Origin of the sequence: Halopiger goleimassiliensis (assembly GCF_000455345.1) — an archaeon.
Lineage (GTDB): Archaea > Halobacteriota > Halobacteria > Halobacteriales > Natrialbaceae > Halopiger_A > Halopiger_A goleimassiliensis.
On record NZ_HG315690.1, the window covers coordinates 12,099 to 25,885 of the forward strand.

The 13,787-nt window shown below is 64.7% G+C and carries 12 protein-coding genes; 7 read left to right on the top strand and 5 right to left on the bottom strand.

The annotated features are described in order from the left end of the window. Nucleotides 1-226 precede the first annotated feature (226 nt). From TX79_RS00080 to TX79_RS00105, 6 genes are all read left to right on the top strand, one after another. Nucleotides 227-1,690 carry an extracellular solute-binding protein gene (locus TX79_RS00080; protein ID WP_049924933.1) on the top strand — a complete coding sequence of 488 codons (1,464 nt, stop codon included), beginning with the start codon at nucleotides 227-229 and terminating at the stop codon, nucleotides 1,688-1,690. Beyond that, nucleotides 1,680-2,717 carry a carbohydrate ABC transporter permease gene (locus tag TX79_RS00085; protein ID WP_049924934.1) on the top strand — a complete coding sequence of 346 codons (1,038 nt, stop codon included), beginning with the start codon at nucleotides 1,680-1,682 and terminating at the stop codon, nucleotides 2,715-2,717. The genes TX79_RS00080 and TX79_RS00085 overlap by 11 nt, the downstream gene beginning before the upstream one ends. Then, nucleotides 2,717-3,709, top strand: coding sequence for a carbohydrate ABC transporter permease (locus TX79_RS00090; RefSeq protein WP_049924935.1), 993 nt, complete (start codon nucleotides 2,717-2,719; stop codon nucleotides 3,707-3,709). The genes TX79_RS00085 and TX79_RS00090 overlap by 1 nt, the downstream gene beginning before the upstream one ends. A 2-nt stretch (nucleotides 3,710-3,711) precedes the next feature. Further along, nucleotides 3,712-4,896: an ABC transporter ATP-binding protein gene (locus TX79_RS00095; RefSeq protein ID WP_049924936.1), complete on the top strand. Its 1,185-nt coding sequence runs from the start codon at nucleotides 3,712-3,714 to the stop codon at nucleotides 4,894-4,896. Nucleotides 4,897-5,017: 121 nt separating this feature from the next. Then, entirely contained in the window at nucleotides 5,018-6,079 is a 1,062-nt protein-coding gene (locus TX79_RS00100; RefSeq protein WP_049924937.1) for a Gfo/Idh/MocA family protein, read from the top strand. Nucleotides 6,080-6,135: 56 nt separating this feature from the next. Continuing rightward, nucleotides 6,136-6,453 (top strand): carboxypeptidase-like regulatory domain-containing protein, encoded by a 318-nt coding sequence (locus tag TX79_RS00105; protein WP_049924938.1) that lies wholly within the window; start codon nucleotides 6,136-6,138, stop codon nucleotides 6,451-6,453. 63 nt (nucleotides 6,454-6,516) lie between these two features. Here the strand turns inward: TX79_RS00105 and TX79_RS00110 are convergent, their stop codons facing one another. From TX79_RS00110 to TX79_RS00120, 3 genes are all read right to left on the bottom strand, one after another. Next, nucleotides 6,517-6,828, bottom strand: a complete 312-nt coding sequence (locus tag TX79_RS00110; protein WP_049924939.1) for a HalOD1 output domain-containing protein — start codon at nucleotides 6,826-6,828, stop codon at nucleotides 6,517-6,519. An 86-nt stretch (nucleotides 6,829-6,914) separates the two neighbouring features. Continuing rightward, nucleotides 6,915-7,799: a phosphatase PAP2 family protein gene (locus TX79_RS00115; protein ID WP_049924940.1), complete on the bottom strand. Its 885-nt coding sequence runs from the start codon at nucleotides 7,797-7,799 to the stop codon at nucleotides 6,915-6,917. Between the two features lie 81 nt (nucleotides 7,800-7,880). Further along, on the bottom strand, nucleotides 7,881-9,626 hold the full coding sequence (locus TX79_RS00120) for an ABC transporter substrate-binding protein (protein ID WP_049924942.1): 1,746 nt from the start codon (nucleotides 9,624-9,626) through the stop codon (nucleotides 7,881-7,883). A gap of 381 nt (nucleotides 9,627-10,007) precedes the next feature. On the opposite strand from TX79_RS00120, the gene TX79_RS00125 reads away from it, so the two are divergent. After that, nucleotides 10,008-11,168 (top strand): tubulin/FtsZ family protein, encoded by a 1,161-nt coding sequence (locus TX79_RS00125; protein WP_049924943.1) that lies wholly within the window; start codon nucleotides 10,008-10,010, stop codon nucleotides 11,166-11,168. Nucleotides 11,169-11,488: 320 nt separating this feature from the next. On the opposite strand, the gene TX79_RS00135 is transcribed toward TX79_RS00125, so the two are convergent. Both TX79_RS00135 and TX79_RS00140 read right to left on the bottom strand, forming a co-directional pair. Beyond that, nucleotides 11,489-12,187 carry a 6-hydroxymethylpterin diphosphokinase MptE-like protein gene (locus TX79_RS00135; protein ID WP_049924947.1) on the bottom strand — a complete coding sequence of 233 codons (699 nt, stop codon included), beginning with the start codon at nucleotides 12,185-12,187 and terminating at the stop codon, nucleotides 11,489-11,491. A 335-nt stretch (nucleotides 12,188-12,522) separates the two neighbouring features. Continuing rightward, nucleotides 12,523-13,689 (bottom strand): AMP-binding protein, encoded by a 1,167-nt coding sequence (locus TX79_RS00140; RefSeq protein WP_049924949.1) that lies wholly within the window; start codon nucleotides 13,687-13,689, stop codon nucleotides 12,523-12,525. Nucleotides 13,690-13,787 lie beyond the last annotated feature (98 nt).

The window sequence follows — 13,787 nt, forward strand, 5'->3', positions numbered from 1 at the left end:
GCCACCATCCTCACGTACTGCTCGTCGCTCGTCACCCGCCGACAGTTGTCGTTCCACACCCGCGTCTACAGCCCCCTCCGCGATTCTGGTTTCCGGTGGGAAGCGTGTCGAGCCGGCGGAATGTTTCGTCCGCCTCGGGTAGCGTTCCCCAGCTCGAGCGTTCCGCTCGCCGGGTAGCTCGTGCGTGGCCAACGGTTATGGGGGCAAACGGTGTGGCTGAGATGGAATGGGCCACCGCAATCGGTCGATCGGACGGGATCGATCCCGTCGGGAGCTGCTCGCGGCGACGGCAGGGACCGCAACGGTCGGCGGCGTTACCGTCGCCGGCTGTCTCGGGCGCGGTTCCCGCGACGGAACGGTCGTAATGACCGCCGCAACGGACGTCGAGGGGATCATGTATCCCACGGGCGACGGCGACTCGATCCAGGAGGCCCTCTGGCGGGCCGGACTCGACGAGTCGATCGATATCGAGATCCAGACCGTCGTCAGCGACTCCGACGCGCGGATGGAGGACGCTCAGTCGACGCTCCAGGCCGGTCGGGCACCACCCGACATCCACATGATGGACGCCGGCTGGACGATCCCCTTCATCCTGCGCGAACAGACGACAAACCTCAGCGAGGCACTGCCCGACGAGGTCGTCGACCGCGTCGAGAGCGACTACCTCGAGGCGGCCCTGGAAACGGCCAGGGATCCCCAGACTGGCGACGTTCACGGACTCCCGCTCTTTCCGGACCTCGGGTTCGTCCTCTACCGGCGGGACCTGCTCGAGGACGCTGGACACGACACCGACGGCTGGGACGAGGAACCCCCCTCCTGGGAGGCGTTCTCGAACGCCGTCAGCGACGCCCAGGCCGAAGGCGACGTTCAGTACGGCTGGACGACCCAGGGCGACGCCTACGAGGGACTGGCCTGCTGTTCGTTCAACGAGGTGATGACCTCGTGGGGCGGTGCCTACTTCGGCGGCGTGGAGAACCTGTTCATCGCCGGCGATCGGCCGATCACGGTCGACGACGAGACAGTGATCGACGCGGTCCGGATGATGCGGACCTTCATCGACGAAGACGACCCGAACGCGCTCGACGGCTACGCCGAAATCTGTCCGTCCGCGATCGTCCAGTGGACCGAACAGGAGTCGCTGGGGCCGTTCGAGGCCGGCGACGCCGTTGCCCACCGCAACTGGGCCTTCGCTATCTCGGAGACCGGCGCGGAGGACGCCTTCGGCGAGAACCTCGGCGTCACCACGATGCCCTACGCGGTCTCGGAGGACGAGGCCGAGTACGAGGGCGTCGGCGGCACGACGTCGGCGCTGGGTGGCTGGCATCTCGTCGTCAGCCCCTACACCGACCGTCGCGAGGAAGCCCTGGAGGTGCTCGAGGCGTTCACCCACGACGAAGTGATGCTCGCGATGTTCGAACTCGGCGGGTTCCTACCGCCGAACATCGAACTCGTGACGGACTCGGACGAGGACGAGATCGGGCCGATAGCCCGGTACGCGACCCAGATCGAGCGCGCGAGCGAGACGGCGATCCCCCGGCCGGTGACCGACGTCTGGCCCGAACAGTCCGCGTTGATCTATCAGGCCGTCAACGCCGGCTACCGCGGATCTGATCCGGAATCGGAGATGCGCGACCTCGCGCCGCGACTCCAGCGCAGCGAGCAGGAGGTGGCCGACCAGCATGGCGACTGACACCGACGAGGACGTACTGATCGGCGGCGAAACCGACGTCGACCGTGAGCGGACCGGCAACGCCGTCGTCAACTGGATGGAGAACCTGAGCGAGGCCGCCTACGCCTACCTGCTGTTGCTCCCGGCGTTCGCGCTCCTCACGCTGATCGCGTTCTATCCGTTGCTGGCGACGTTCGTCACGTCCCTGCGCGCGGATCGGACACGCGGTCTCGAGCCGCTGGGCGGGTTCGTCGGCATCGACAACTACGTCGACATCCTCACGGGCAACGCCCGCCTGGCCAGGCAGTTCGTCGACGTCGGCCTCTCGGGATCGTTCCCGTTCGTCGAACTCGGAACGCCGCTGCTCCAGCAGGCGCTGTTCGTCACGATCGGGTTCGCCGCGATCAGCGTCTTTCTCGAGACCCTGATCGGCTTCGGGCAGGCGTACGTCCTGGATCAGGAGTTCCGGGGGCGGCGCTGGGTCAGGGTCGCCATCATCCTCCCCTGGGCGGTGCCGATCGTCATCCAGGGGATGATCTTCTTCCTGCTGTTCCAGCCGGAGGTCGGCTTCGGGACCGAACTCGGCCAGTGGCTCGGGATCTTCGGCCCCAATCCGCTGGCGAACAGCCGGGACGCCTTCGTGATCATCCTCGTCGCGGACGTCTGGAAGTCCTCGGCGTTCATGGCGCTGCTCATCCTCGCGGGCCTCCAGAGCGTCGACCGCAGCCTCTACGACGTGGCCCGCGTCGCCGGCGCATCGCCCTGGCAGCGATTCAAGCTGATCACGTTACCGCTCGTGATGCCGGCCCTGCTCGTCGCGATGCTGTTCCGGACGATGGACGCGATGCGCGTCTACGGACTGATCGAATCGAGCGTCGGTTGTACGACCGTGCCATCGCTGACGTGTCTCGTCGTCGAGGCCATGTTCGGCGGGACGCGCATCTACGCGACGGCCGCGGCGGTCGCGTTCGCGACCGCGCTGGTGATCGGGCTCATCATCTCCGGGTACGTGGTCTTCTTCCGCGACACCGAAGGAGGGCTGTACTGATGGTGGGTGACGAGCGAAACGGACGGCCACGTCCCGACGGCGGCGAGAGGGATCGGTCCCCCCTGCTCGAGAGCGAGGAGGCGGAACTGGATCGCGGTCCCTTCCAGCGGTGGGTCGCCGACTCGATCGAGAACCCGCAGAAGGTCTACCGAGCGATGTTCTACGTCGCCGCGATCTTCTTCCTCGTGACGACGCTGTTCCCGTTCTACTGGCTGCTGATGGTCGCGCTGACTCCGGAAGGTCAGTTGCAGGACATCCTCTTTACGCCCAACGGGTTCAACCCCGGCGCGTTCGTCGAGGTGTTCCAGACGATCCCCTTCCACTGGTACGTCTTCAACAGCTTCGTCATCGCGACGGCCTCGACCGTCGTCGTGTTGATCGTCGGCAGTCTCGCCGGCTACGCCTTCGGCCGCCTCGAGTTCCCCGGCAAAGTCCCGCTCCTATTGTTGGTACTGATCATCTCCTTCTTCCCGCCGGCGGCCTTCTTCATCCCGCTGAACGACCTGTTCAACACCCAGTTCCTCGCGCTCGAGCCGATCACGGGCGACGGGACGCTGTACAACACGCCCGGCGCGATGGTGTTGCCGCTGTCGGCGATCTTCATGCCCCTCGCCATCTTCATCCTCACGACCTTCTACTCGCAGATCCCGGACGGACTCGAGGACGCCGCCCGCGTCGAGGGGACGACGCGACTGGGGGCGCTGTTCAGGGTCATCATCCCGCTGTCGGCCCCCGGCGTCGCGACCGCGGGCGTCCTCACGTTCATCGCCGTCTACAACGAGTTCTTCTTCTCGTTTCTGATGACCGACGGCCAGCCGGAGAACTGGGCACCGCTGCTCGAGGGCGTCCTCGCCTACCAGGGGCAGTACGAGGTGATGTACCACCTGATGGCGGCCGCGAGCATCATCGGGGTCATCCCGGTCGCGATCCTCGTGGTCGTCGCCCAGGAGAAGATCGTCAGCGGACTCACCGCGGGAGCACTCAAGGAGTAATCATGGCACGCGTCACACTCGAGAACGTCACGAAACGCTACGAAGACGTCACGGCTGTCGACGACGTCAGCCTGGAGATCGAGGACGGCGAGTTCGTCACCTTCGTCGGCCCCTCGGGCTGTGGCAAGTCGACCACGATGGAGACCGTCGCCGGCCTCACCAAACCGACGGAGGGCCGGGTCTACATCGGCGACGAGGACGTCACCACCCTCGCGCCGAAGGACCGGGGCGTCGCGATGGTCTTCCAGAACATCGCGCTGTTCCCCCACATGGACGTCTTCGAGAACGTCTCCTTCGGTCTCCGCCTGCGCAAGTACGACGACGAGGAGATCCGCCGCCGCGTCGAACAGGCCGCCGAGATCGTGCAACTCGAGGGGATGCTCGAACGGATGCCCGACGAGCTGTCGGGCGGCCAGCGCCAGCGGGTAGCCATCGCCCGCGCCATCGTGCGCAATCCGGACGTCTTCCTGATGGACGAGCCGCTGGCGAACCTGGATGCGAAGCTGCGGGTCCACATGCGGACCGAACTCCAGCGACTCCACCGCGAACTCGGCACGACGGTCGTCTACGTCACCCACGACCAGGCCGAAGCGATGACGATGTCCGATCGAATCGCCGTGTTGAACGAGGGGAAACTACAGCAGATCGCCCCGCCGCTGACCTGTTACAACGAACCCGCGAACCTGTTCGTCGCCGGCTTCATCGGCTCCCCGTCGATGAACTTCGCCGAGGGCGAACGCCTCGAGGACGGCGTCCGCACCGAGTACTTCAGCGTCGAGTTCGATCCCGGCGTCGTCCCCGAGGGCACCGTCGGCGACAGGGTCACGGTCGGCGTCCGGCCCGAAGACGTCCACCTGGCGGCGACGGCGGACGACCTCGAGTCCCCGACCGCGCCGATCGAGGCCCGGACCGACGTCTTAGAGCCGATGGGCGACGAGGTCTTCGTCTACCTCTTGCTCTCCGAGGCGGCCGAACGATCGATGGAGGAGGATCCGACGTCGGCCTCCGATCAACTGCTGATGAGCGTCCCGCCCGATACCGACGTTCGCGAGAATCAGTCGGTCGAGGTGGTCCTCGATCGATCGAAGGTCCACCTGTTCGATTCGGAAACCGGTGGTGCGCTCGTCCACGGCGTCACCGATCGATCCGACCGCGAATCCGGCCGGACACAGACGGAAGCCGAGTGAGCGGTCGACTTGGCCCCCAACGTGCGTTTGGCGACGGACAGAAGGGGATCCAGCACGGAGATTCGATATAGCGAATTTCAGTGTATCGATCCGAAACCGCCCACCTAACTTCCCCCCAACCATGGAGCGAACCGAGATCAGAACCGGTATCGTCGGACTCGGAAACATCGGCCACTACCACGCCGAACGGCTCGTCGACCAGGACGTCCCGCTCGTCGGCGGCATGGACGTCGCCGCCGACGCCAGGCGACGGTTCGGGAGACGCTACGACGTCGACGTCTACGAGGACCACCAGGAACTGTACGATACGGTCGACGCCGTCGTAATCACGACGCCGAACAAGTACCACGAGGAGTACGCCGTCGACGCCTTCGAACGGGGCATTCACGTCCTCCTCGAGAAGCCGCTGGCTCACTCCCTCGAGAGCGCGGAACGGATCGCCGCGGCCGCAGCGCAGTCCGACAGCCACTGCATGGTGGGGTTCAACAACCGGTTCGCGAACACCGTCCGGATCGTCAAAAACCGGATCGAACGCGGCGATCTCGGCGAGGTGACCCACGTGGAGGCAAACTACGTCCGGCGGCGGGGGATCCCCGGACGGGGATCGTGGTTCACGCGCCAGCGCATCGCGGGTGGCGGCGCGCTCATCGACCTCGGAGTCCACGCCATCGATCTCGCGATGTATCTCCTCGAGTATCCACCCATCCGCGAGGTCACGGGCGTCACCCGGGACGAGTTCGGCCACCGGGACGACTACGCCTACCTCGAGATGTGGGCCGACGACGCCGGCCCCGCGGGGTTCGACGTCGACGACTCCGCGAGCGCCTTCATCCGGAGTACGGACGACCGCTCCATCTCGCTGGAGGTCGCGTGGGCAACGAACCGCCCCGCGAATCACGAGTTCGTCGTCCGAGGAACGGAGTCGGCGGCCCGGTTCGATCTGCTCGAGGGCGAGTTGAGCGTCCACTCGGCGAGTACGGTAGGACCGGACCACCTCGAGGATACGACGATCGAAACCCGGCAGAACGACACCCACTCCGCGGAACAGGAAGCGTTCTTCGACCGGATCACTGCTGACGAACCGGACGATCCCAGCGCCGACCAGGCGCTTACAGTACAGCGGCTCATCGACGGCATCTACCGGTCGGGCAAGGAAGGCCACACGATCACCTTCGAGACGTAGCGGGCGTAGCGAATTCAGGGCGTAGTTCTTCCACCGCTTGTGTGCCACCACACCACATGAAAGTCCAGCGGCAACTCGTTCTCGAACTCGAGCGCCACGAGGTGTCCGTCGGCCGCTCTATCGTCCTGCGAGTCCGCGACGAAGCCAGACGGCCGATCGAAGACGCCCGGGTGAGCGCCGGTACGAGGGAAACGCGAACCGACTCTCGCGGGCTGTGTGAACTACAGTTCAAATCACCCGGGTTCTGGAGAATCGTCGCGAGCAAGCCACCCACCGATCGGGTCAGCTACGAGTCGACGAGCAGCCTCGTACGAGCCGTTCCTCGGCAGGAGATCGATCGGACAGCGACGCCCCTCGATTCGGGACCCACCTGATCGGCCGACCCGTCGCACCGCCGTACTATTCCGTCCGAAGCGGGGCGTCGAACCGGGAGGACCTTACTCTTCGATCGAACGTCTGACGGCATCGTCGGCTCCGGAGGAGTCCCGTACCTCCACGCGACCGTCGCCACGAACGGTTACCTCGTATCCCTCGTACTCGAGGCGGATGACGGTTCCCGCCGCGCGCTCACCGGAGGGTCGAAAGAGACGGTCGAGCGCCTCCGGATTGACGACGGAGTACAGCGGCTGGTATGCCGGTGGCTCGATGTCAGTTACCTCGACGCCCTCCCGGTCGGCGATCGCTCGAATGATCGCTTGCGATGGCGGACCACCGCCACCGGTCGTCGAGGGATCGTCCGGAGGATGCATATCCGGCGCTACATCGTTCGCCCGGATAAGCATAGTGGCAATTTCACAGCCAAAGAGAATCACGTCGCTCTAGCAGTCGGGGATGGTTACTCGCTTCCGGGCCGGTTTCGACTGGTGAGTACGCCGTCGATGCCACGTAGGACCGACCGCAGCAACTGTGCGATCGTATACCGGCGGGCGAGGTAGACGCTGACCATCGCCAGGACGGTTCCGCCGACTACGTCGGCGAACCAGTGGATGCCCAGATACATCGTCGACACGACGATGCTAATCGCGAGCACGCCCGAGAGACCCGCCCAGAGAGGGTACTTTTCGCGAGTGTGCCAGGCGAGGAAGAACACCGTCATCGAGAGCGACGTGTGCAACGACGGAAAGACGTTGGTGTTCTGGTTAACTTGGTTTGTCAGCCAATGCGCTCGCGGGAACGCGTCGTACAACAGGCCTTCGAACAACAGCGGATCGAAGTTGCGCGGACCGTAGGCGATGAAGACGATATAAAGGAGCAATCCGATTGCGTAATTGGCCGTAAACGCGACCAGCAGTGTCGAGAGGTCGTCGACCTCCTCGAGCGCGAAGTACGCGACGAACGGGAACAACAACAGGAAGGCGTAGCCGTAGATGTAGACGAAGACGAAGTACGCGGTCAACTCCGGCGTCTCGAGCGACTGGAGGAACTCCACGGGAGCGACCGGCAGCAGGCCCACGTCGATGACGAACAGCTGGTAGGTGATGTTCTGGCCCAGGATCCGCCACTCGATCTGGGTCAACAGGTCCCCTGTCGCCCACCGGACGAACAGGACGGCAGCCAGCGCTGCAAGCGGAAGCAGACAGCTCCTGAGCCGCCAGCGGGCGTCCCGACACGCCGCGACGAGTCGGCGCGGGCCGACGATGACGAGCGTCGCGGCGACGAGCATCGTCGTGACGACGGCGGCGAGTTCGAAGACGACGGCCACGAGCGTCCCTCCCAGCATGAAGTCCCGTGACCGTACGACCGGCACCCCATTAATAGCGATCGGTCCGTGGCTCCACGTGCGATTCCCGTCGCAGATCGTTTACTCGAGCAGTTCACCGTCGTCGTACCGGTAGCCGGCGTCCTTGAACAGGGTTCGGACCTGTTCCGGATCGATCTCCCCATCGGAGCCGGGGAACTCGGCGATGGACGACTCCCAGTCGAGCCCCCCCGACTCCGGCGCGATCCCGACGAGTCCGCTCAGCGTCTCCGGCACGCGACCGAATCCACCTAGCAGTTCGGAGACGACGTGCTCGCGGTCGATCAACCGCGAGAGGATCTGCCGGAACTGTGGGTTGCCGAGAGTGGGATCGTGGATGTTGTAGCCGATCATGTAGAACGAACGGGTTCGGCTGGTCACGAGGTCGACGCCCTCGGCCTCGCGAATCGCGTCGACTTCCTCCGGTGGCACGTCGGTTCCCGTCACGTCGATCGCCTCGTCGGCCAGTGACTCGATCATCGCCCCCGCGTTCGGTTCGATTCGAAAGGTGAGCCCTGCGTACTGGGAAAACTCCTCGAGGACGGCCGGTCGATCCGCGTCCGGGTCCCGAAGGGGATGGTCGTCGAACGGCTCGAGTTCCAACGCATCCGGCGCTACGTCGTCGACGTAGAACAATCCGGAGCCGACGGGTTCCTCGATTTCCTCGATGAGGGCGGCGGTACGCCGGTTCGCCACGAGTTCGGAGCGTGGTTCCCAGACGTGCTGGGGCAGAATCGGTGTCGTCAGGACGCGCCTGGCTGCCGGACGAGCGATCCCGGGAAACGAAAACTCGACGGTCCGGTCGTCGATCGGTTCGACCGATTCGACGAGCGTCTGTCGGGCGCGATACCGCGGTGCCGGAACACCGTCTTCGACCGTTCCGAGCGAGGTATCTCGCAGGAACGCCGACGTGAACGCCACGTCCGCGGCGTCCAGGTCGACGCCGTCGTGCCACGAGACTCCCTCGCGGAGCGTGACGGTTGCCGTGAGGGCGTCGCTCTCGTCCCAGGCCACCGATTCGGCGAGCCACGGCACGTACTCGTCGGTATCAGGGTTCAACCGAACCAGCGGATCGTAGAGGAGCCCCGTCACGCCCTCGATCCGGTTGTTGGCGACGGCGAGCGGGTTCAACTGGTCGGTCGAACGCTCACCGTAGATGCCGACTACGAGCGGATCGTCTCGAGGCCCGTCTTCCGGTTCGGTCGACAGCAGTTCGACGTACTCGATCGGCCGTTGCGGGACGAACGATGGCCCGATCGTGGATCGCTTGCCACCGACCAGTCGAGGATAGGCGACCACGGTGTAGGGAGCGGTCTCCTCGAGATGCTCGAACAGGTCTACGAGCACGCTCTCGCGATCGACCGTGCTCGATCGCTGGCGCTCGAGCAACTCGTCGGTCTGGACGTCCGAGAAGTGAAAGGGGTTTTGCCAGCCCGATTCAGTCACGAACGTCGAGTGAAGCAGGCCGCGCAGCGCGTCGAACTCGTCGATTCCCTGGTGGCGAACGACGAACACGTCGTAATCGCCCTGGAGGAGAACGTCGCGGTAGAGTTCCGATTTCGCGACGGGTTCGTGCATGGTATCGATGCCAGCCGCCTGCATGTTCCCCCGCAACTGGCTCAGGATTTTGGCGGCGACGGCGTCGTCGTCGGTCGGGACCGTCTTGATGTTCAGAGTGACCTGCTCGGGTGCGGTGTCCTCCGCTCGAGACCAGAACCGTTCCGAACAGCCGGCGAGGGCACTCGCCGCCACACAGCCGCTTCCTGCAAGCAGTTCTCGTCGCGAGATGGACCGTCCGCCCTCGACCATGTATCCTTTCGTAGGCTACCACACTGTAAAGGACTTACTCTCGATCCGAAACGTACGTGATCGGGGGACAGCGCCCTCCCGAGGAGGGATTGATTTCCTCTCGCTGAGGGATCAAACTGACGATTGGGCCTCGACCGAACCCGCGTCCGAACTCGGTCGTGACGCGTTCGTCGCCCGGTGACTGTTAGTAGTAGCTGACTACCATCGCTTCGAGACTGTTCTATGATCCTGAAAGACATTTTTTCGATCGTAACGTAGCCATAACAATGGCTCCGATCGGAAAGGGCGTGACGTGGGAACCGTTCCCAGCGTCGAAGCGCAGAACTCGGTGTGACGCCACTCGCGGACTCGAGCGGTCGGGAACGGCCCCGAGAGACAACCATGAAACTCGCACTCATCGGCTTCGGTCAAGCTGGCGGGAAGATCGTCGACGAGTTCCTGGCGTTCGACGAGCGAATCGGCGGTGGATTCATCGAATCGACAGTCGCCGTCAACTCGGCGACGACGGACCTACAGGGACTCGAGAACGTTCCCCAGTCGAATCGCGTCCTCATCGGTCAGGCCCGCGTGAAGGGCCACGGCGTCGGTGCGGACAACGAACTCGGTGCGTCCGTCACGGAGGCCGACATCGACGAGATCCAGGGCGCGATCGATCGTATCCGCGTCCACGAGATCGACGCGTTTCTCATCGTCGCCGGGATGGGCGGTGGCACCGGGTCGGGCGGTGCGCCGGTCCTCGCGTCCCACCTCCAGCGGATCTACAACCAGCCCGTCTACGGGCTCGGGGTCCTGCCGGCGACGGACGAGGGCGGCATCTACACGCTCAACGCGGCACGCTCGTTCCAGACGTTCGTCCGGGAGGTCGACAACCTGCTCGTGTTCGACAACGACGCCTGGCGCAGCGCGGGCGAATCCGTCGCCGACGGCTACGGTCGAATCAACCAGGAGATCGTCGAGCGGTTCGGCCTCCTGTTTGCCGCCGGCGAGGTCGGTCGTGCCGATCACGTCGCCGAGAGCGTCGTCGACTCCTCGGAGATCATCAACACGCTCGAGGACGGCATCTCGACGATCGGGTACGCCCGAGAAGCTGTCGATACGTCGCGCGATGGCCTCCTCTCGTCGTTGCGCAGCGACGACTCGTTCGACGAAGGCGAGGCGACCAACCGCATGACCAGCCTGGTTCGGAAGGCGGCACTCGGTCGGCTCACGCTGCCCTGTGACGTCTCGAGTGCGAATCGAGGGCTGGTCGTCGCGACGGGACCGCCCGACGAGTTGAACCGGAAAGGCGTCGAACGCGGCCGTCAGTGGCTCGAGGACGAGACGGGAAGTATGGAGATCCGCGGCGGCGATTTCCCGCTGCCGGACCGGGGCGAGGTCGGTGCGATCGTGCTCCTCTCCGGCGTGACGGACGTCCCCCGCGTCGAACAACTCCAGCAGGTCGCGATCGAGGCGAAGGATCGTACCGAGTCCCTCGAGGCCGCCGCCGACGAGGAGTTCGCGTCGCTCGTCGACACCGGCGGTGAACTCGACGCGCTGTTCTGAGCCGTACTCTCTCTTCGAGCCTCGAGTGGCTGTCAGTCGGACGGCCGTCTAGTAGTACCAACTCGTGAAACTCCTGGTAACGAGAGAATAACGAACTCTGAACCGAGAATGGGAGGTGGTATGGGACGATCGAACGGATCCAGGCGGGGCCAGCGATCGACCGTATCGTCGCTGTATGGGGCGATGAAATCGGCGTTCTTCGGGGACGATGCGACTACGATCGACGAGTGTCGGCGGTGTGGGAAGACGCTCGAGTCGTCGTCGGGGTCTTGTCCCCTCTGCGATAGTGACGACGTCGTTACCTACCGAATCCGGTGAGATCAGTCGACCGGTAACGCGCTCGAATCGATACCGTCCCGACGACCGTCGAGTACGGCGAACCGCTCGTCGCGACGGCGCTCGAGCCAGTAGAGGAGTCGCTCGGCCCACTCGAGTTTCTTCGCCTTCGTCGGTTCGACGCTCTCGTCGTCGAGGTCCCAGCCGACGAACTCGAGCGTCGCCGCGCCGAGGTGGTCCGCGAGGAAGGCTGCCCGGTCGCCGTCGGTGAATCCACCGAAGTTGCGGACGGGACCGCGCGGCTCGGCCTGCGTGGTCGGCAGGACGGACGTGTCAGGACAGTCCGGCACGACCGAACGGAGTGCCTCGCGGTTGTCCCCGTGGGCGTGGACAACGACCGGCGTCCCTCGACGGGTCAACTCGCGGACCGTGTCGGGGTTCTTGTCCAGATCCGTCACCATGCAGTCGACGTCGACGCCGCGGCGCTCGAGCACGTCCGTCGCCGTCGAGGCCGCGACGACGACGTCAGCGTCTCGCGCTCGCTCGAGCGCGTCCGGGTCGGTCAGCGAGGGACCGGCCCCGGCGACGGCGACGGTCGTCCCCGCTACCGCAGACAATCGATCGAGGTCGAACGGCGTCGTCATCGAGGCGAGGACATCGCGGGCCTCCTCGTCGGCACGACGTCCGTAGCCGAAGTCGCGACGGATCGACTCGTAAACCGGTTGCCAGTCCTCGAACTCCATGTCGTGGTACTCGCGTGTCGAGGCGCTTGGCTATTGGTGTCTCCGATCGGACGGCACTGGACGCTGCACCGTGTCGTCACTACCTGACTTACGTCCGCAATAATTCCGTGTTGTGGGCCGGGATTCGCCTCCAAAGTACCCCTACCCGGGAGGCCGCCCGGCGTCCACTCCCTCATTTCGAAGCCTCCGGTATAAGCTTTCTCTTACTGTAGCATCTCTTCGATATCCGAGATGATTCCCCTCGAGCTCTCGTGAACTGGACGAATAAACGCTAAAACGTCCATCGAAGACAACATAGATCCCCTCGATGAGTGGACTCGTTGGACGACCCCGGGTCACCGTCTGACGGGCGTCGTACTGACCACGGACGCGAGTGCGCTGGTTCTGAGCCACCGGTCACCGCCGCTCGTCGTGACCGTCTCGGCGGTCTCGTCAGGTCGGTCGACGTACGCTTCCATCGCGGCTGGCGTGCGCACCAGAAACGCATCCGCGTCGCCACCGCCGCCAGCCGTCGTGACGAGCCCAACCGACTCGAGGCCGTCGTCTTCGGCGTCGGCGACGTGGGTAATCCCCGTCTCGGCTGTGCCGAATAGTCGTCGTACGTCGTCCGATGGCGCAACGACGGCACTCGACTGCGTCGACCACTCGAGGTCGGTCACGGACTCGAGGACGGCGATCCGATCCTCGTCCGTGGATTCGAGCCCCTCGAGTTGCTCGTACTGGGTTCGCGTGAGAACCGTTCGATCGATCGGTCGGGTTCGCAACACTGCGCGGAGGTCGTCCGGGTGCCAGTCCGGGAGGCGCTGATATCGCCCACCCTCGAATATCGCCGCTAGGGCACCGAAACACGACTCGAGCGGGTTCGCCAGCGGAAGGACTCCGAGGTAGGAGTAGTCGTCGGCGTCAGCTCCGTGAAGTGTCGACCCCATCTGCGTGGCCGCCCGAACCGCTGCGTGGGTATAGCGGATACCGACGGGATCGGTCCCGTCGCGGTCGTCGTAGGCGATCAGCGCCGGATCGTCGTTCGAACGCCGCACCACGTCGATCCCGGTTCGCGAACCGGTCCCGTTGATGCCGTCGTTCTCAAGGACCGTCGCCATATCGACCCCCATCCGGGCATCGGTATCGGTCGTGATCGCGACCCGGAGGTCATCCGTGCGGTTTAGAACGGAGAGAAATCGCGTTCGGTCGGTGACGTAGGCCTTGGCTCCGGATTCGGTGACCGCCGTCGTGACGGCACTGGTTCCGAGGTCCCCGGGGATCGTGACGGGGACCGAACCGTTCCTGAGCGCCCCGAGGACCGCCACCAGAAACGGTTCGGGATCCGATAGTTGGATCGCGACGGCGTCGTCGGCCGTGATGTTCCGATCCTGCAACGCTCCGGCGAACGCGTCAGTCCGGGTCCACAACGTGGAGAACGCGAGCGGATCGTCACCCTCTATCGCGGGTTCCGTCTGGTTCTCCATCACGACGTGTTGGAGGTCCCTGGTAACGTTCGGCATACACTCCCGTTTCCTGGACTCCTGTTGAACGTTCTCCTCTAATCGAATAATATTGTCCAGAGACGGTGAATGTATGAATAGGTCCTAGAATCAGCACA

What these genes read in the sequence shown, in the direction of transcription:
- TX79_RS00080 (WP_049924933.1), top strand. Translation starts at nt 227, where the DNA reads ATGGGCCACCGCAATCGGTCGATCGGACGGGATCGATCCCGTCGGGAG.
- TX79_RS00100 (WP_049924937.1), top strand. Translation starts at nt 5,018, where the DNA reads ATGGAGCGAACCGAGATCAGAACCGGTATCGTCGGACTCGGAAACATC.
- TX79_RS00125 (WP_049924943.1), top strand. Translation starts at nt 10,008, where the DNA reads ATGAAACTCGCACTCATCGGCTTCGGTCAAGCTGGCGGGAAGATCGTC.
- TX79_RS00090 (WP_049924935.1), top strand. Translation starts at nt 2,717, where the DNA reads ATGGTGGGTGACGAGCGAAACGGACGGCCACGTCCCGACGGCGGCGAG.
- TX79_RS00120 (WP_049924942.1), bottom strand. Translation starts at nt 9,626, where the DNA reads ATGGTCGAGGGCGGACGGTCCATCTCGCGACGAGAACTGCTTGCAGGA.
- TX79_RS00085 (WP_049924934.1), top strand. Translation starts at nt 1,680, where the DNA reads ATGGCGACTGACACCGACGAGGACGTACTGATCGGCGGCGAAACCGAC.
- TX79_RS00095 (WP_049924936.1), top strand. Translation starts at nt 3,712, where the DNA reads ATGGCACGCGTCACACTCGAGAACGTCACGAAACGCTACGAAGACGTC.
- TX79_RS00105 (WP_049924938.1), top strand. Translation starts at nt 6,136, where the DNA reads ATGAAAGTCCAGCGGCAACTCGTTCTCGAACTCGAGCGCCACGAGGTG.
- TX79_RS00140 (WP_049924949.1), bottom strand. Translation starts at nt 13,689, where the DNA reads ATGCCGAACGTTACCAGGGACCTCCAACACGTCGTGATGGAGAACCAG.
- TX79_RS00135 (WP_049924947.1), bottom strand. Translation starts at nt 12,187, where the DNA reads ATGGAGTTCGAGGACTGGCAACCGGTTTACGAGTCGATCCGTCGCGAC.
- TX79_RS00110 (WP_049924939.1), bottom strand. Translation starts at nt 6,828, where the DNA reads ATGCATCCTCCGGACGATCCCTCGACGACCGGTGGCGGTGGTCCGCCA.
- TX79_RS00115 (WP_049924940.1), bottom strand. Translation starts at nt 7,799, where the DNA reads ATGCTGGGAGGGACGCTCGTGGCCGTCGTCTTCGAACTCGCCGCCGTC.